The organism is Sphingorhabdus sp. (assembly GCF_046596595.1).
Lineage (GTDB): Bacteria > Pseudomonadota > Alphaproteobacteria > Sphingomonadales > Sphingomonadaceae > Sphingorhabdus_B.
The window spans coordinates 1-16,793 of the sequence record NZ_JBKJMB010000104.1 but is presented as its reverse complement, the minus strand read 5'-3'; the positions used below and the strand labels follow the sequence as shown (position 1 = coordinate 16,793).

Sequence of the window (16,793 nt, the reverse complement as noted above, 5' to 3'; positions counted from 1 at the left end):
AAGGGAGTGGAATGTTCAACGATCTTTCATCCGTCGCCACATATTTGAAAACCCGCCGCTCAGGCAAGCCACGCGATATGGTTGCCCCCGGCCCTGACGCGCAGATGCTTGATCAAATCCTGCAGACCGCAATGCGCACGCCCGACCATGGCAAGCTTTTCCCATGGCGGTTTGTCCAGATCAACGACCGCGCCGCGTTTGCTGAACTCATGAAAACTGCCTTCTGCACCGCCAATCCCGATGCCCGGCCAGCGCAGATTGATGCAGCCATTGCATCGGCGCATATGGCTCCAACGCTTGTCATCCTGCTGTTTGCACCCCAACCAAGCACAAAAATTCCGTTATGGGAGCAACAAATGAGTGTGGGCGCGGTTGCGATGAACCTCCTGCACGCTGCGCACGCCCAAGGTTTTGTCGCTAGCTGGATCACAGGCTGGGCAAGCTGCGACCCTGTCATTCACGCAGCTTTGTGCAAAGGCGCAGAGAGGATAGCGGGAATGTTTTTCATGGGCACGCCTGCACTGGCACTTGAAGAGCGTCCACGACCCGTTCCCGGCGATATCATCCGTCAATGGCCTTAACTACCGAACTTTACCTGTGCTTGACGCGCCCTACTGTATTATGGCAGTAAGCTTGTAATGAAAAATGACGCAAAGCCTGTATATCTGAAATTACGCGACGTAATCGCGGCCGCAATTCTCGACGGAAATTATAAAGAAGGCGAAATGCTCCCCTCGGTCAGGGCATTTGCCGCTGATCAAGGCGCTAATCCGCTCACCGTAGCCAAGGCATATCAGCTTTTCCAGGATAGCGGCCTGGTCGACGTAAAGCGCGGTGTAGGCCTGTTCGTCGCAAGTGGTGCAATTGCAAAGCTGCGTAATTTCGAACGCGAAAATTTCGTGCAGAACATATGGCCAGATGTGAAGGCGCAGATGCAGCGGGCCGGAATCGATCCTGCGGAGTTGCTTGCCGTAAGCTGAGCCAGAATAGGTGCTGCCCGCTAAGAACCAAAGGTCATACGCTACACCTGAAGGTCATATTGCTTTAGCAGATCATATAATGTCGGCCTGCTAATCCCAAGCAATTTGGCTGCGCTGGAGATGTTTCCCTCGGTTCGCGAAATCGCGCGTTTAATTGCTTTCCGGTCAGATGCCTCTCGCGCCGATTTCAGGTTAAGCAACAAATCACCTTCATCGTCATCGCCGAAATCCAGATCATCGGCGGTGACGAATTTCCCCTCCGCCATGATGACCGCGCGTTTGATGCGATTTTCCAGCTCCCGCACGTTACCTGGCCATTTCCATGCGTCGATGGCGGTTAAGGCGCCAGTCGACATACCTTTGATCGACGGATTCATTTCGCGGGCAAAGCGGCTGACAAAATGCTTGGCGAGCAAAATGGCGTCACCCGTTCGGGCGGCCAGATTGGGGATGTTCACATTGACCTCTGCCAGCCGGTAATAAAGATCATCACGAAAGGTCTGATCAATGATCATCTTGTTCAGGTTCCGGTGGGTCGCGCACACGACGCGGACATCCACACGAATGGCTTTTCTGCCTCCAATGCGTTCGATCGTCCGTTCCTGCAGAAAGCGCAGCAGCTTCACCTGAAGCGCCAGCGGAATATCCCCGACCTCATCAAGGAAAAGCGTTCCGCCATCAGCCAGTTCGATTTTGCCTTCGGTGGTTTTAATGGCACCAGTGAATGCGCCTTTTTCATGCCCGAACAGTTCGGATTCAAGCAGGTTCTCGGGGATTGCACCGCAGTTGATTGCGACAAATGGCTTGTCACGACGCCCGCTGGCATTGTGTAACCCTCGCGCAAGCAGCTCCTTGCCCGTTCCGCTCGCGCCAAGCAGCATGACCGACACGTCAGCTGGAGCAATCCGTTGTATGGTACGGGCGACCTTCACCATCTCGGGCGCAGCTGTCAGAATCGTTCCTAACAGCAGTTCGCCCGAGCTGTCGGGCTGTTGAAGCAGCGCGTTTTGAAGTTCAAGGTTACGGACATGGAATGCGCGCTTCACAATGAGGTGAAGTTCGTCAATCTCCACAGGTTTATGGTAGAAATCCCAAGCACCTGCTGAAATCGCGCGCAACGCACTTTCGCGGGCGCCGTGACCAGAAGCAACGATGACTTTGGTATCGGGCTTGACCTTTAACATTTCGTCGAGCAGCGCAAACCCTTCGCTTACGCCGTCGGGGTCAGGTGGCAACCCAAGGTCAAGTGTCACAACATCGGGGGTTTCGGACCGCAGCAAGGTCATAGCTTCATCACGATTCGAGGCACAAAAGACCTCAAAATCCTCATACGACCATTTTAATTGCTTTTGCAGGCCAAGGTCGTCTTCCACGATAAGCAGTTTTTGTCTGACGTCAGCCATCTTATGCTGCCTCCTGATGATTTGATGCGCTGAAACGCTCGGTGGCCGCCGGCAGCATCAGTGTAAACGCGGTGCCTTTGCCAGGCCGGCTGCTCACCCTTAAGCTTCCGCCCATCGACAGAGCCAAGGCGCGGGCTTCATAGGCCCCAATGCCGAAACCATCAGGCTTTGTGGACACGAAGGGCTTAAAAAGCTGATCGGCAATAAAGCTGTCGGTCATGCCCATGCCAAGATCGGTTATGGTGATTGCGACCTGATTTTCCTGCGCTCTGCTGGTTATTTTGATCGGTGCACCATCTGTTGACGCTTCAATTGCATTCTGCACGAGATGGCCAATAATTGTATCCACCCGCGTCGCATCGGCGATTGCGAACAGGTTAGATGCCAGCCGAGTTTCAATTGGATATACCAGACGGCTGCCGCGAAGGGCGTTCATGACGACCTCGCTTACATCAACAGGCGTAGGTACGTTGAGCTTCGCCTTATTGTGCTGAGACAGACGCGCGAGTAATTCATTCATTTTTCCGACCGACGACCGCAGGGTTTCGACCATATCTGCCTGGAATTCGGGATTATCGGCGTGCTTTCCCGCGTTGCGTTCCAATATGCTTAGCTGGCTCACAAGGTTTTTGATGTCATGCATGACAAAGGCAAAGCGGCGATTAAACTGTTCAAATTGACGGTTTTCGGCAAGCGCCCGTTGGCTCGATGCTTCCGCCAAATAGCTCGCAACTTGACGGCCAACCGTGCGTAACATGTCGAGGTCTTCCCAGTCCAGTTTTCGCGGCAGACGCGGACGCGACAGCACAGCGAGTCCAGCCAGCTTGCCAAAATGGACCAATGGGACCAGGGCCCATGCCTGATGTTCTTCAAACAACCATTGCGGCACAGCCCTTGGGTCGCAGCGGTCATCTTGTCCCGCGCGGACATCATCCAACGCCACAATATGTCCTGTCGATTCAAAAAACGGCATCGTTTGCGAAGTGACACAGCGCGATGGCACCTGCGCAGTTGACCAGTTCCATCGCGCTTGCAGTGTCAGCCTCCCCTCATCGTCGGGGACAAAAATCAATCCGCCGGGGCTTTCGAATATATCGGCCAAAGATTTAATGACGCGTTCGTAAAAAGGCGCTGCATCAGGGGAGGGAAATCCTATCGTGTCCGCAAAACGCATCCATTCCGATCGATAGTCGTAACGGTGCTGAAAGAAGTTTTTCACCAAAACGACGTTCAGCCATGCCTTGAACGGTCCCGACGGCAAAATGAGCAGCGCGGCCACTGACATTCCGAAAATCAACGTCACCTGAGCCAGGCGGACATAGGTTCCGCCAATCATTTCCATCGCGGTCGCCAGCAACACCATCGCGATCAGATAAGCGCCAATGACGAAAATCGACGCAGACTGGAATGCTACGGTACGCGAAAATTGGATGCGCCACTGGCTGTTTCGATTATTTGCAATCACAAAAACGGGAGCAAGCAACGCCATAGAGATACCGCGGGTCGATATGAGCTCAGGCGACAGTTCAGACGTAAGATAACTGATAGTGTACAGGTTGAGATCAAATGTCCACATCGCGGCAAGTGCAGCCATCGGAAGACTGATGCCCCACCGGGTTTCGGGTGCAGATACCGAATATAGATTATGCACAAGCACGAGGGCCCCTGCCCCGAAAATCATCCGCAACAATACCGATGTTTGCAGCGCATAAATCGCCCCAGGTGTTTGCGCCGCGACCGAATGAACCACGAAATCCAATATGGGTTGCAATAGCAGCACAAATGTCAGCGCTGCATAGATCCAGTTAATGCTACGCTGTTGTTTCCCATTGTTATTCCGCAGAACCGTAAACATGAATCCAAGCCACGCCAGATTGCGGGCGGTCTCAGCCAGTTGTGCGACAAAGCTAAATGGCGAAACAAATGTCGCGCTGAAGGCCCAAATTGCCGTGAACGACATAGCACCGATGAGCAGAATCTGAGGCCGGCTGTTTCCTGAATATTTGTGCACAAGCCAGACCGCGAGTGCGGTATAGGCACACCCGGCGATGAAGTGGCCCCAAAGTGCAACAGATAAAAGAGGGTCTAGCATCTATCGACTGCCTCTGCGCATTGCAGCAACGTTAAAGAAAAACCGCTTCGCAAGCGGACGTAATGTGCATTTTTTTGAGTAGAGAAATTGCCGAACAGCGGTCTTATAAAAATTGCCAACGGGCATTCCAAAAATGGCGTTTATCTCACTGCTCCCGTCAATGCCCGCGACCAACACGACACGTCCGGCAGCGGAAGGCATCTGCCCTATTGCATGACAGTTATCTGTTCTGATCATTGATCGGCTTTCATATTGTATCGATAACAGCTAACCGTAAAGTGTCGGTTAACTTTACAATCAAACATTAAACAAATGAATAAAAACGAATTTTTTTGGTGTTTGACCATCGGACGCACATCAGCAATATCAACCTCTCAATAGTTCCATCCTCCCGGGAATCGCTTTGACCATTATACCTGTTATTTTATCTGGCGGCGGCGGAACGCGCTTGTGGCCGTTGTCTACCGCCCAGACTCCGAAGCAATTTCTGGCGCTTACCGATACGCATACCATGTTTCAGCTTACGGTTTTGCGGGTGATGGACCGGCACCGGTTTGCAGCACCAGTGATCGTTGCCAATACCGCGCATGCCGATATTGTGTCCGCGCAATTGGCAGCCATTGGGGTTGATGACGCAGTCATTTTGTTGGAACCATGTGCCCGCAATACTGCGCCGGCAATCGCTCTTGCGGCGCTTGCCGTTGATACGCCAGGCGCGGTCATGCTCGTCATGCCAAGCGACCATGTCATTGCTGATGTCGACGCCTTCCACACCACGACGCAGGCGCTGTTGCCTCAAGTCGACGATGGCTGGCTTGCCACTTACGGCATAAACCCATCGGGTCCGGAGACTGGATATGGCTATATCCAGATGGGCAACGAAATTGGGCAAGCTGTTCATGAAGTACGCCAATTCGTAGAAAAGCCTGATGCCGCAACTGCTTCCGCAATGATCGCAACGGGCGACCATGTCTGGAATGGCGGGATTTTCCTGTTTCGTGCTGATAGCTATTTGAACGCCATGGCAGCTTATGCACCTGCGATGCATATTGCCGTGCGCAGTGCCATGATCAACGCACAAAGGCAGGATAACCAGATATATCCCGATTTTGAGAGCTTTGCAGCCTGTCCATCGGACAGCATCGATTACGCCATTATGGAAAAGTCTCCCAAGGTTGCGGTCGCACCTGTCAGCATGGGTTGGTCAGACGTCGGCAGTTGGGATGCCTTGCACGAAATCGGGCAGAAAGACGCTGATGGAAATGTCGCGTCGGGCACGGTTCGTATAAATTGCAGCCACGGCAACCTCATCCACGCCGACGGCGTCCGCGTTTCCGTGCATGGCGTTGATGACCTGCTGATCATCGCCAATGGTAAAGAGGTGATGATTATGCCGCGCGGGACAAGCCAGAAGGTGCGTGATTTCGCGGCAGACTGACGCTGGGGATAGCTCTGTTGCAATCAACCCGGGTCACGCGGCGGGCTAACTACTTCGGTCGAACGTAAACGGCGACATGCCCCTTTCGCGTTCGTTAAATACCAACACCCGCCCAGCTGGCGGAGCGCTTCGTTGCGGGCATTCGGGGCGGGTGCAGGCGGGGCACCCAAGTCCAATGGCGGTCGCAACGCCGTTGTTGAGGTCAAGGCCGCGCGCCGCGGCAAGCGGCGCGGCCAGTTTGGCATCGATACCCAAACAAATGGCAAACTCTGCCTCAACGCCGCCACTTACCGCAGTTTGCGGATGAACGGTCCGGGAAAGCGTGAACCATCGGCTGTCATCCTCCAACTCTATCAGATGCGGCATCAGCGTGCCTGGTCGGGCAAATGCGTTGTGCACCTGCCATAATGGACAGCGGCGGTCGGTCTCCACCAATGGCGACGCACTTGCCCCGGCAAAACGTTTGCTGCTCTGCCCTGCCCTGTCAATGCGCAGCATGAAGAAGGGAAGGCCGCGTTGCCCCACGCGCTGTAATGTCGTCAAGCGATGGGCTATTTGTTCAAACCCAGCGCCAAAGCGACGCTGAAGAAGCATGATATCATAGCCTGTTGCATCACATGCGCGCAAGAATCGCGCATAAGGCATCATCACGGCCGCCGCAAAATAGCTGCTCAAATGTCGGCGATAAAGACGCTCAGCCGCCCGTTCGTTGAAGGACGCCCCCGCGACAAGTGCATCAATCTCTGCCTTTGCCTCCAAAATGCCAAGTTGAAGCGCGGCTGCAAAAGTGCGGCTCGCTGGGTCCAGGAGTTCAGAAAGTTGAAGCTGGCGGGCGTGCAGATCAAGCCGCCTTAAAGTGTTGGGCATGACGTCGAATGGCAGAATGCGTATCGACAACTGGTGCTTCACCCGGAGCCGTTCCGTAATCGCTCCATAAAGGTCCGCATTGGCCAGCCGCAGTTCGTCGGCAAGGCTCTCGGCCTGTGAATCCAGATCCGCAAAATGGTTGCGCCATCGTTCGATCTCACGGCGCGCCGACGCAATCGATTCGGGCTCGCTATGTGATCCACCCAATGCTGTGCTTGCGCCACCATGCGACCCTCCCGACAGGCGATCGAAAGCGCGCGCGAATGCCTCGGCTGCATCCGGGCTTGCTGCCATCCACTCTTCGACCTGAACGCGGTCCACATTCAGATCTGCGAACATCGGGTCGCTCAGTCTTCGACGAATAGCCTCCACCCCGCCGCCCGGGGTTGATCCGGTCAGAGTACGCGGATCGAAATCGTAGGATTGCGCCAATTTCAGCAGCAACGTTGCGGTCAACGGGCGTTGATTGCGCTCAATCAGGTTCAGATACGAAGGCGAAATGGCGAGCGCCTCGGCCATTGCCCCCTGCGTGAGCCCACTCGCGCGGCGAATGCGGCGCACCGCGTGTCCTGCAAATAATTTCTGTTCAGCCATGACGGCGCCTTGTCATAAAAGTTACAACGTGACAAGATTTTGTCGCGTATCCACCACCGTGACACAACAAAAATTACTAAATTGACTGGCCTGAGTATTCTTTCTGGCCAATACATGCTGACATTATCCTACCGTTTCCGAAGGAATACCAAATGTCGTACCAATCGCTCATCACAGAAAACAGCGCACACATCGCCGCGCATAATGGCACATGGGATTCGATCAGCGCAGAATCGGTTGCGCGCATGCAGTTGCAGAACCGGTTTCAGACTGGCCTCGACATCGCGCGTTATACGGCCAAAATCATGCGCGACGACATGGCAGCATATGACGCTGACCCCGCGCAATACACGCAGTCGCTTGGCTGCTGGCATGGGTTCATTGCGCAACAAAAAATGATCTCCATCAAAAAGCATTTTGGCACCACAAAGAAGCGGTATTTATATCTTTCTGGCTGGATGATTGCCGCACTGCGCAGCGAATTTGGCCCGCTTCCCGATCAGTCCATGCACGAAAAGACGAGCGTTCCTGCGCTTATTGAGGAGCTCTACACATTCCTGCGTCAGGCCGATAGCCGCGAACTCAACGTCTTGTTCCGCGACCTTGACGATGCGCGCAGCCAAGGCGACGCAGCGCGCGAAGCAGAACTTATGGGCAAGATCGAAAGCCATGAAACGCATGTTGTGCCGATCATCGCCGACATTGACGCTGGATTTGGCAACGCCGAAGCGACTTATTTGCTCGCAAAGAAAATGATTGAAGCAGGCGCCTGTGCCTTGCAGATCGAAAACCAGGTATCCGATGAAAAGCAGTGCGGACATCAGGACGGCAAAGTAACCGTTCCCCATGAAGATTTTTTGCAGAAGATCCGTGCCTGCCGCTACGCATTTTTGGAACTGGGTGTGCCGGAAGGCATCATCGTTGCGCGCACCGACTCGCTCGGCGCAGGTTTGACAAAGCAAATTGCTGTGTCCACCGCTGCTGGTGATTTGGGCGATCTGTATAACGGCTTTCTCGACTGCGAAGAAATTGACCCTGCAACAGCGCAAAATGGCGATGTTATCCTGAACCGTAATGGCAAGTTGCTTCGACCAAAGCGTTTGCCATCGAACCTGTTCCAATTCCGCGCAGGAACTGGAGAAGATCGTTGCGTGCTCGACTGCATCACTTCATTGCAGAACGGGGCTGACCTCATCTGGATCGAAACTGAAAAGCCGCATATCGAACAAATCGCCGGAATGGTCGACCGTATCCGTGAAGTAGTCCCGAATGCAAAGCTCGCGTACAACAATTCTCCCAGCTTCAACTGGACGCTGAACTTCCGTCAACAGGTGTTTGATGCGTGGTCTGCAGATAACAGGGACGTATCAGCCTACGAGCGCGCAAACCTGATGAGTGCGTCTTATGACGAGACTGACCTTGGTATTGAAGCGGACCTGCGTATTCAGAACTTCCAGCGTGACTCGGCAAAACGCGCAGGCATTTTCCACCATCTGATTACGCTGCCTACATATCATACGGCAGCACTCAGCACCGACAATCTGGCGAAAGATTATTTCGGCGAAATGGGCATGCTGGGTTATGTCGCGGGCGTTCAGCGCAAGGAAATCCGTCAGGGCATCGCCTGCGTTAAGCACCAGAACATGTCAGGATCCGACATTGGTGACGATCACAAGGAATATTTTGCCGGTGAAGCCGCACTGAAGGCTGGCGGCAAAGACAACACAATGAACCAGTTCAGCCAAGCAGCGTAAGGACCACATTCTATGGGTGAACCACCACGCGCGCGGGCTGTCTTGTCGACCGAAGACCTAACGCTTCTTCGGCAAGCACTTGTCCATTATCTTGAGGTCATTCAGGATAAACCTGAGTCAGTGAAATTTGCTCGACTTTATCATCGACTTGGCAGTGCCGGAGGCAAATAGAGCTTTTTAAATGTGTTTTCCTGGGGAGGAAAAGCGCCTAGCCGCCGGCAGCAATGTCGGCGGCTTTTTCTTTGGCGACTTTGTCAATATCACTCTCAGTATCGCTAATGCAAAATTAACGCCCCAACATTATCAGTCTGAACAAACAACGGATTGAGATGCATGAATAAAATTCAAAAAATGGTAATCGGGGTGCTGTCAGTTACCACGCTTATTGCTTTGGCGATCCCGAAGAAAGACCCAATATCCGAAGCGTCAACTACGGCCATTTCGGAAGTAGCACCGCCGCCCGCGAACGCTACGCCGCCGCCGGCCTCCCCATTGCCAGTCCCTTTCAATTCAGAAGAGCCAACCGATTTCCAGATTGGCGCCCCCACCATTGATGGCCAACCTATGCAGCCCGATTTTGGCCTGCCATTTGGCGCTTCGCCCCAGACACGCTCGCCTGATGGCGACCCGGCACAGAACAGCCAAAATGGCTACACACCCCCTGCGTATAATATGCCAGGTACCGCGCCAAAGGTCGAACCCAGCGAAGAGGCAGCTGCCCCAAACACCCAAGTCCAGTAATCATCTATTGAGGCAATAAAGTTATTGCGCCGTCCACCCGCCGTCAACCGACAGGTTGGTGCCCGTCATGCCGCTGGCTTCGTCGCGGCACAAGAATACCGCAAGCGCAGCCAGCTGGTCGACCTGTACAAATTTCTTCTGCGGCTGATTGGCCAGCAGAACATCGTTGATGACCTGTTCGCGTGTTAGCCCGCGGGCTTTCATGGTGTCAGGAATTTGATTTTCCACCAACGGCGTCCAGACATAGCCGGGACAGATATTGTTGACCGTGATGCCCTGCGTTGCCACCTCAAGCGCGACTGTCTTGGTGAACCCGGCCAAGCCGTGCTTGGCGGAGTTATATGCAACCTTATATGGCGACGCGACAAGGCTGTGCATCGATCCCGTGTTGATGATCCGACCCCATCCCTTGGCTTTCATCGCGGGCAAAGCCGCCTTTGTCGTGTGAAACGACGAGGACAATATGATTGATATAATCGCGTCCCATTTGTCTTCAGGAAATTCATCGACGGGCGCAACATGCTGAATACCGGCATTGTTGATCAATATATCCGGTGATCCGATTTTTTCTGCGCATTCGGCAACCATTGCACGGATCGCGTCGGGCTTTGTCATATCGGCGCCGTGGTGCCGTGCTTTTGCGCCACTAAGGTCCTCAAGTTCGGCAACATAGCCTTTTATAATATCAGCATCGCCAAAGCCATTTATCATCACATGCGCGCCCTCTGCCGCCAGCGCACGGGCATAGCCAAGCCCGATCCCTGAGGTCGAGCCTGTAATAAGTGCTGTTTTGCCTTTGAGGAACATGGGAGACTGCCTTTGCGTTATGATTGAACGTGACTTGTGCTTTGCACCGCTAAACGCAATGTTGGCACAGAACAATAAGGGAGAATGACATGCGGCTCGACGACCTGGACCCAAGCAGCAACGTAAGCGACCAAGGCTCAGGCGGCGGCATGGGATTTGGCGGAGGCGGCGGCGGAGGCGGCATCTTTGGGATGCTATTTGGTTTGTTGCCCATGCTGTTGGGCCGCAAAATGGGCCTCGGTACGTTGCTTATCCTCGGCGTGGTCGGCTATTTCGTGATGTCGAGCGGGATGTTGAGTTCCGGCGGGACAGGTGCCACACCGAGCTTAAGCGGCCAGCAAAGTGGCGCGAATGTCGCCTGCGACACCCAAGACGAATTGTTCGCCTGCCGCGTGTTGAAATCAACCGAAGACACCTGGTCGAAGTTGGTTCAAAATTACCAACCCGCCAAACTGACTTTTTACACAGGTGGCGGCCAGTCGGGATGCGGCGCGGCGCAATCCGCGATGGGACCGTTCTACTGTCCTTCGGATCAAGGCATTTATCTCGACACCAGCTTTTTCAAGCAAATGGAGCAACAAATGGGCGCAGGCGGCGACTTTGCTTATGCCTATGTCGTGGCGCATGAGGTCGGCCACCACATACAAAACCTGGCTGGTATCGCCGATCAGGTACGCACGCTTCAGGCGCGCTCCAGCCAGGCTGATGGCAACAAGCTTCAGGTGGGCATGGAACTACAGGCAGATTGTTTTGCGGGCGTTTGGGCCGGCATAAATTCTGACCGGATTGAATCGGGCGATATCGAAGAAGGTATGCGCGCCGCAAACGCCATCGGTGACGACACGTTAATGCAGCAAGCGGGCCGCGCGCCGGTTGAAAGCATGTTCACGCACGGAACTTCTGCACAGCGGATGGAGGCATTGAAGCGCGGCTTGCAGGCGAAGAATCCAAATGCATGCAATTATCTGGAAGGTCTGTCATAAGCCTTGGATGCGTTTGAATGATTGCCATAATGTAGCCGATTTTCGCCGTCTGGCTAAGTCGCGGCTGCCGTCGCCCATTTTTAATTACATCGACGGCGCTGCCGATGACGAGCGCACGAAATTGCGCAACAGCTCGGCTTTCGATGACTGCGACCTTGTGCCCAATGTGCTGGCGGGAGTGTCAGAAATCGACATGGGCGTGACGGTGATGGGGCAGCGCATCGATACGCCGCTGATGCTGTCGCCTACCGCCTTACAACGCCTGTTCCATTGGCAAGGCGAACGCGCGGTCGCGGCAGTTGCGCAGCAGTTCAATACCTGGTTTGGCATTTCCTCGCTTGCCACCGTCAGCATCGAGGAGGTGGGCGAGACAATCAAAACGCCAAAGCTGTTCCAGCTCTACATCCACAAGGACAAGGGGCTGAATGCATCCATGATCGAACGCTGCAAGGCGGCAAAGTTCGACGCGATTGCGCTTACTGTTGATACCATCGTTTCGGGGAACCGCGAACGATGCCTGCGCAGCGGTTTTACCTCACCACCGCGTTTCACGCCCGCCTCAGTATTAAGCTATGCCATCCACCCGATGTGGGCGCTCAATTATCTGTTCCGCGAAAAATTCGCGTTGCCGAATCTGCAAACGCATGTCGATGCTGGCACCAACGTCGCGGTGTCCGTCGCTGAATATTTCAATACGATGCTTGATACCTCGATGGACTGGAAAATGGCCGAAAAGGTCAGGTCGGATTGGGGCGGTCAATTTTGTTTGAAGGGCATCATGTCAGTCGACGATGCCAAGCGCGCAGTCGACATTGGCGCGACCGCGATCATGGTGTCCAACCATGGCGGACGGCAGTTGGACGGTTCGCGCTCCCCCTTTGACCAAATATCCGAAATAGCGGACGCCGTTGGGGGCAAGATTGACATCATTTGCGACGGCGGCGTTCAGCGCGGAAGCCATGTCCTCAAGGCCATCGCCGCCGGCGCGACCGCCTGTTCGGGCGGGCGGCTGTACCTCTACGCACTGGCCGCTGCCGGACAGCCAGGCGTGGAGCGTATTATCGGCAAATTGCGCGATGAAATTGCCCGCGACATGCGCTTGATGGGCGTAAGATCACCGTCGCAACTTGACCGGTCGATGCTGCGTTGGCGCTAAATATTTTCGGGCTGTTGTTGCTTGCCGCTCCAATCGATCGCCCGGGTTGCCCACATTACCACTGCCAATGCGACAAACAACAGTAGTGAACCAATGATGAGTGAGTAGGCCTCAAGATTTAGCAAGATATAGAGCGTCGCGTACAAACCTGCCAATAACCCTGCGATCATTCTTGCGCGAAGCCAGCTTTTCAATACTGCCGCTGAATAAGCAGTCAGCAGTCCCGTGATCGCCGATGAAGCAATCAGATATGCCGACATGAATCCTGCAACTTCGGCAAAGGCCAACAGCAGCACAAAGAAAAGCACCAGCCCTGCCCCTGTCAGCAGATACTCCGCTGCCGCAACCTTCGCCCCCGCGATTATGTCAAACATCAAAAAGGCAAGGAAGGTAAATCCGATAAACAGAAAACCATATTTCACGGAACGGTCGACTTGGCTGTAAAGGTCGACGGGCTCAATCAAACCGATAGTCGCGGTCTGACTTTTGTCTCCAACGACGTCTGGGTCCTGCGGCCCAATGTCCTGAGTTAAAACTAACGCCTGACCGAGCGCAAGATTGGTAACTGCATGGCTTGATGTAAAACCCGAAGGTTTGACTTGCCGATTTGTAGGTAAAAAATCACCTGAAAAACTCGGGCTTGGCCACGTTGATTTGACGCTCCAAGTCGTCTCACCTCCGCGTGGCATTATAGTGAGTGATTTATTTCCGCGGATGGCAAATTTATAGTCTACCTCTAGCGGGACCGTTCCATTCCAGTCGACAAACGTGAAGAAGCCTGAATTGTTGGATGCAGACAGGCCCTTGCCCGGCTGCAAATCAAGTGCAACACCATTGGCGATTACCGTACTATCATTTTGAAGGCCCCGCGCATCCGAAATGCCGAAACGTAATTCTGCAGCGGAAAGCAATAGTGACTCCCGCGCAATGCCATAACGTGCGAAATCGGCTGGAAGAACAAAGCGGGCTTTACCTTCGTTCGCCGCGACAAACAGGACGCTTTCGTATATCGATTTTTTCTTAAGTTCGGGTTTTAAACGGGTTTTGAGCGCGTTGCTTTCAGATGAAAGAAACAGCTCTTTTTTAATCTGAACATTGCGGGTCTTTCGGCTACCATTCTCATCGAATGTTTCGATGCTGTTCAACGTGTACGGTATTACCAGCACAGGGCCGATAATAGTCTGCGGCCCACCCCACCCAGCAGCGATCGAATTTTGCGCAATGTTCGACTGTTCTTGCCGGTCCCAGACCAACGCGTAGATCATCATTAAAGGGATAATGAGCGCAATGCCTATTATCCCTGCTAGAAATAGTTTCCAGCCGGGGCTTCGTTCCTTCGCCATGATCAATATCTCCAGTTTTGCTATTTGGAGGCATTGTTGTGGCAACTTTACTTATGACAGGCATGAGATGGATGTGAGGAATTCGTGAAATCGACCGATAAACGACTAATCCGGTCAGCCTGTGCTAATTAGGAACCAGACACCGATTCCCGCTAACAATATTGCGAACATGCGCCGTACCAGATGACTTCTATTCCCTACAGATATCCAGGCATGCGCCTGGGCTGCCAGCGCAACAATGATTAGATGCACCAACGTGGCAATGCCGACATAGCTTGCCGACAGAAGGGTCACTTGGGGCGCAACATGCGAACCTTGGTCAATATAGGCTGGCAGAACGGCGATGAAGAACAAAGCGGCCTTTGGGTTAAGTAAGTTGAGCAAAAGCCCGTGCCGGAACCATGCACCCAACTTATTGTCGGGTACGGCGTCGGGCGACACTTCGTTTTCCCCTGTCCATGCTTTCCAAGCCAGCCAGAGAAGATAGGCAACGCCAGCGTAGCGTAGCAGGTTGAAGGCTGCAGGCCACCGGGTCGCCAGTTCCGCAAGTCCTATGGCGGAAGCCGCTGCAAGTATCGCTAGGCCAAGTGCAATCCCGGCCACCGCGGCAAAACCGGACCGCCTGCCTTGGCTCGCACTCGTCAAAGCAAGCCACGCCATGTTGGGACCAGGCGTCAACTCGATGACTAACGCGGTTAGAAGAAACGAAGTGTATAGGTCAGTCAGCACGAGACCAGATATCGCACGCTGCATCGGCATAGTCGATTATTTAGGCGTGGCTTAGATTTGTTCTAAAACAGTTGCTTACCTCTAATCTCCAGTTGCAATGTAGGATTTCGTTTGAGAAAAGCATCAGGTTGGCCAGAAACCAGCGGCGTTCTTTCTAAGTGTTGAAACGGCTTTTTTCATGTCGCGGGACATTCGTGCCGCACAGCAGAACAGGATATGAATATGTCCCCCACGATGTTCATCCGACATATTTTTTCGGACGGACTGCCCCGTCGCTGAATCGATTTAGGTGAGACCTTAGTGTGACTTTTCAAAAGTAATCACACGTTTCGCCAATCGCCAACTGGTCGGCGACAGCCAATATTCGCCCATAGCAGACGGCAAACTGCGCCAAATCTGATATTGCGCTTGGCTTTGAAGCAACAAGACACCATCTACCTTTCATGACCACATATTCATTTCTCGATCTTGTTCCCGTTGTCGAAGGCGGCACTGTTGCATCGGCTTTGGCCAACGCGTCGGACTTGGCTGCCCATGCGGAAAGCCTGGGGTTCACGCGCTATTGGGTCGCGGAGCATCATGGTATGCGCGGCATCGCGAGTGCGGCCACGAGCGTCGTCATCGGCCATATCGCAGCAGCAACCAATACAATCCGCGTCGGTTCAGGCGGGATCATGCTGCCCAATCATTCGCCCTTGGTCATCGCCGAACAGTTTGGCACGTTGGATGCGCTCTATCCGGGCCGGATCGATCTGGGGCTTGGCCGCGCGCCGGGCAGTGACCAACGCGTCGCCGCCGCAATCCGGCGGACGCTTGACAGCGACCCCAATGCCTTCCCGCGCGATGTGATGGAGCTGCAGAGCTATTTCGCCGATGATGGCCAAACCGGCATCGTCGCAACACCCGGCGCGGGTGCCAATGTGCAGCTATATATTTTGGGCAGCAGTCTCTACGGCGCTCAGGTCGCAGCCGCGCTTGGCCTTCCTTTTGCCTTTGCAAGCCACTTTGCGCCGCAAATGCTGGATGAGGCGTTGCATATCTACCGAAGCCATTTCCGCCCAGGCGCTGTGCTGGATGCACCTCACGCGATGGCTGCCTTCAATATTATTGCCGCCGACACCGATGCAGAGGCAGAATATCTCGCAAGTTCATTGATGCAAAGCTTCGTTGCCTTGCGCACCGGCAATCCGCGACAATTGCCGCCACCGGTGGAAGGCTATGTCGCCTCCCTGCCTCCGCAATTTCGTGCGGCTTTAGACGATGTCCTGTCGGCGAGTGCCATTGGCGATGCCGAGACCGTGACATCTGCAGTCAAGGCCTTTGCTGCACGCACGCAAGCCGACGAAATCATCGTCGCCTGTTCGGTTTTCGATCATGCAAAACGGAAACGGAGCCTGGATATTACAGCCTCCGTTTTCGCCAATATCAATAAACGCGTGGCTTTGGCTTGATATATTCCGCTTCGTCGGTCAGGGTATAATCATGGACCGGGCGGTAATCGATCTTCACGCCGCCGCCTGAACCGCCCCAGCCGTCAAACCAAGACGCCGTATGCTTCATCCAGTTGGCGTCATCACGCTCGGGGAAATCTTCATGCGCATGCGCGCCGCGGCTTTCCTTGCGGTTGTTAGCGCTTTCGATCGTGCAGACGGCCTGCGCCATCAGGTTATCAAGCTCAAGCGTTTCGATCAGATCGGTGTTCCAGATCAGGCTCCGGTCAGTGACATGCACATCGGCCATCAGCTTGTTGACCTTCTGCATCTCGGTAACGCCTTCTGCCAGCAACGCCGTATCGCGGAACACGGCCGCATGCTTCTGCATCGTGCGCTGCATTTGCAGACGGATTTGAGCCGTTGGCGTGCCGCCCTTGGCATTGCGGAACTTGTCGAGACGCGCAAGCGACAGA

At 54.2% G+C, this 16,793-nt stretch carries 15 protein-coding genes and 1 pseudogene; 9 read left to right on the top strand and 7 right to left on the bottom strand.

Annotated features, from left to right (window positions below; genetic code table 11):
* Nucleotides 1–11 precede the first annotated feature (11 nt).
* Both ACLL9E_RS10530 and ACLL9E_RS10525 read left to right on the top strand, forming a co-directional pair.
* Nucleotides 12–581, top strand: a complete 570-nt coding sequence (locus ACLL9E_RS10530) for a nitroreductase (protein ID WP_411291692.1) — start codon at nt 12–14, stop codon at nt 579–581.
* A 57-nt stretch (nt 582–638) separates the two neighbouring features.
* Entirely contained in the window at nt 639–980 is a 342-nt protein-coding gene (locus ACLL9E_RS10525; RefSeq protein ID WP_411291691.1) for a GntR family transcriptional regulator, read from the top strand.
* Nucleotides 981–1,021: 41 nt separating this feature from the next.
* Here ACLL9E_RS10525 and prsR read toward each other — a convergent pair whose 3' ends face one another.
* Entirely contained in the window at nt 1,022–2,383 is a 1,362-nt protein-coding gene (gene prsR, locus ACLL9E_RS10520) for a PEP-CTERM-box response regulator transcription factor (RefSeq protein WP_411291690.1), read from the bottom strand.
* 1 nt (nt 2,384) lies between these two features.
* Entirely contained in the window at nt 2,385–4,475 is a 2,091-nt protein-coding gene (gene prsK, locus ACLL9E_RS10515; RefSeq protein WP_411291689.1) for an XrtA/PEP-CTERM system histidine kinase PrsK, read from the bottom strand.
* Nucleotides 4,476–4,878: 403 nt separating this feature from the next.
* Here prsK and ACLL9E_RS10510 point away from each other — a divergent pair, with 403 nt between their 5' ends.
* The gene (locus tag ACLL9E_RS10510; RefSeq protein ID WP_411291688.1) at nt 4,879–5,913 is read left to right on the top strand and encodes a mannose-1-phosphate guanylyltransferase; all 1,035 of its coding nucleotides are present in this window, start codon (nt 4,879–4,881) and stop codon (nt 5,911–5,913) included.
* Nucleotides 5,914–5,958: 45 nt separating this feature from the next.
* On the opposite strand, the gene ACLL9E_RS10505 is transcribed toward ACLL9E_RS10510, so the two are convergent.
* Nucleotides 5,959–7,374, bottom strand: a complete 1,416-nt coding sequence (locus ACLL9E_RS10505) for a helix-turn-helix domain-containing protein (RefSeq protein WP_411291687.1) — start codon at nt 7,372–7,374, stop codon at nt 5,959–5,961.
* A gap of 152 nt (nt 7,375–7,526) precedes the next feature.
* On the opposite strand from ACLL9E_RS10505, the gene ACLL9E_RS10500 reads away from it, so the two are divergent.
* From ACLL9E_RS10500 to ACLL9E_RS10490, 3 genes are all read left to right on the top strand, one after another.
* Nucleotides 7,527–9,128 (top strand): isocitrate lyase, encoded by a 1,602-nt coding sequence (locus tag ACLL9E_RS10500; RefSeq protein WP_411291686.1) that lies wholly within the window; start codon nt 7,527–7,529, stop codon nt 9,126–9,128.
* A gap of 12 nt (nt 9,129–9,140) precedes the next feature.
* Nucleotides 9,141–9,299, top strand: a complete 159-nt coding sequence (locus ACLL9E_RS10495; protein WP_295444897.1) for a hypothetical protein — start codon at nt 9,141–9,143, stop codon at nt 9,297–9,299.
* A gap of 162 nt (nt 9,300–9,461) precedes the next feature.
* Nucleotides 9,462–9,869 (top strand): hypothetical protein, encoded by a 408-nt coding sequence (locus ACLL9E_RS10490; protein WP_411291685.1) that lies wholly within the window; start codon nt 9,462–9,464, stop codon nt 9,867–9,869.
* Nucleotides 9,870–9,890: 21 nt separating this feature from the next.
* On the opposite strand, the gene ACLL9E_RS10485 is transcribed toward ACLL9E_RS10490, so the two are convergent.
* Complete coding sequence (locus tag ACLL9E_RS10485; RefSeq protein ID WP_411291684.1) at nt 9,891–10,676, bottom strand: 3-hydroxybutyrate dehydrogenase; 786 nt, start codon at nt 10,674–10,676, stop codon at nt 9,891–9,893.
* Nucleotides 10,677–10,765: 89 nt separating this feature from the next.
* Here ACLL9E_RS10485 and ACLL9E_RS10480 point away from each other — a divergent pair, with 89 nt between their 5' ends.
* Both ACLL9E_RS10480 and ACLL9E_RS10475 read left to right on the top strand, forming a co-directional pair.
* Nucleotides 10,766–11,659 carry a neutral zinc metallopeptidase gene (locus ACLL9E_RS10480; RefSeq protein ID WP_411291683.1) on the top strand — a complete coding sequence of 298 codons (894 nt, stop codon included), beginning with the start codon at nt 10,766–10,768 and terminating at the stop codon, nt 11,657–11,659.
* Nucleotides 11,660–11,666: 7 nt separating this feature from the next.
* Nucleotides 11,667–12,815 (top strand): alpha-hydroxy acid oxidase, encoded by a 1,149-nt coding sequence (locus ACLL9E_RS10475; RefSeq protein ID WP_411291713.1) that lies wholly within the window; start codon nt 11,667–11,669, stop codon nt 12,813–12,815.
* On the opposite strand, the gene creD is transcribed toward ACLL9E_RS10475, so the two are convergent.
* Both creD and ACLL9E_RS10465 read right to left on the bottom strand, forming a co-directional pair.
* Nucleotides 12,812–14,158, bottom strand: a complete 1,347-nt coding sequence (creD, locus tag ACLL9E_RS10470; RefSeq protein WP_411291682.1) for a cell envelope integrity protein CreD — start codon at nt 14,156–14,158, stop codon at nt 12,812–12,814. The two genes, ACLL9E_RS10475 and creD, sit on opposite strands and share 4 nt — an antisense overlap.
* A 114-nt stretch (nt 14,159–14,272) precedes the next feature.
* A complete protein-coding gene (locus ACLL9E_RS10465) occupies nt 14,273–14,917 on the bottom strand; it encodes a LysE family translocator (protein WP_411291681.1) in 645 nt (214 codons plus the stop codon).
* Between the two features lie 413 nt (nt 14,918–15,330).
* Between ACLL9E_RS10465 and ACLL9E_RS10460 the strand changes: the two genes are divergently transcribed.
* The gene (locus tag ACLL9E_RS10460; RefSeq protein ID WP_411291680.1) at nt 15,331–16,338 is read left to right on the top strand and encodes an LLM class flavin-dependent oxidoreductase; all 1,008 of its coding nucleotides are present in this window, start codon (nt 15,331–15,333) and stop codon (nt 16,336–16,338) included.
* Here the strand turns inward: ACLL9E_RS10460 and ACLL9E_RS10455 are convergent.
* A pseudogene (locus ACLL9E_RS10455) lies at nt 16,313–16,793 on the bottom strand (succinate dehydrogenase/fumarate reductase flavoprotein subunit); the annotation flags it as partial. The gene ACLL9E_RS10460 and the pseudogene ACLL9E_RS10455 overlap by 26 nt on opposite strands.

Bases quoted from the DNA above. Each gene is read 5' to 3' on its own strand.
- ACLL9E_RS10490 (WP_411291685.1), top strand. From the start codon at position 9,462: ATGAATAAAATTCAAAAAATGGTAATCGGGGTGCTGTCAGTTACCACG.
- prsR (WP_411291690.1), bottom strand. From the start codon at position 2,383: ATGGCTGACGTCAGACAAAAACTGCTTATCGTGGAAGACGACCTTGGC.
- ACLL9E_RS10485 (WP_411291684.1), bottom strand. From the start codon at position 10,676: ATGTTCCTCAAAGGCAAAACAGCACTTATTACAGGCTCGACCTCAGGG.
- ACLL9E_RS10495 (WP_295444897.1), top strand. From the start codon at position 9,141: ATGGGTGAACCACCACGCGCGCGGGCTGTCTTGTCGACCGAAGACCTA.
- ACLL9E_RS10475 (WP_411291713.1), top strand. From the start codon at position 11,667: ATGCGTTTGAATGATTGCCATAATGTAGCCGATTTTCGCCGTCTGGCT.
- prsK (WP_411291689.1), bottom strand. From the start codon at position 4,475: ATGCTAGACCCTCTTTTATCTGTTGCACTTTGGGGCCACTTCATCGCC.
- ACLL9E_RS10530 (WP_411291692.1), top strand. From the start codon at position 12: ATGTTCAACGATCTTTCATCCGTCGCCACATATTTGAAAACCCGCCGC.
- ACLL9E_RS10460 (WP_411291680.1), top strand. From the start codon at position 15,331: ATGACCACATATTCATTTCTCGATCTTGTTCCCGTTGTCGAAGGCGGC.
- ACLL9E_RS10500 (WP_411291686.1), top strand. From the start codon at position 7,527: ATGTCGTACCAATCGCTCATCACAGAAAACAGCGCACACATCGCCGCG.
- ACLL9E_RS10505 (WP_411291687.1), bottom strand. From the start codon at position 7,374: ATGGCTGAACAGAAATTATTTGCAGGACACGCGGTGCGCCGCATTCGC.
- ACLL9E_RS10525 (WP_411291691.1), top strand. From the start codon at position 639: ATGAAAAATGACGCAAAGCCTGTATATCTGAAATTACGCGACGTAATC.
- ACLL9E_RS10465 (WP_411291681.1), bottom strand. From the start codon at position 14,917: ATGCCGATGCAGCGTGCGATATCTGGTCTCGTGCTGACTGACCTATAC.
- ACLL9E_RS10480 (WP_411291683.1), top strand. From the start codon at position 10,766: ATGCGGCTCGACGACCTGGACCCAAGCAGCAACGTAAGCGACCAAGGC.
- creD (WP_411291682.1), bottom strand. From the start codon at position 14,158: ATGGCGAAGGAACGAAGCCCCGGCTGGAAACTATTTCTAGCAGGGATA.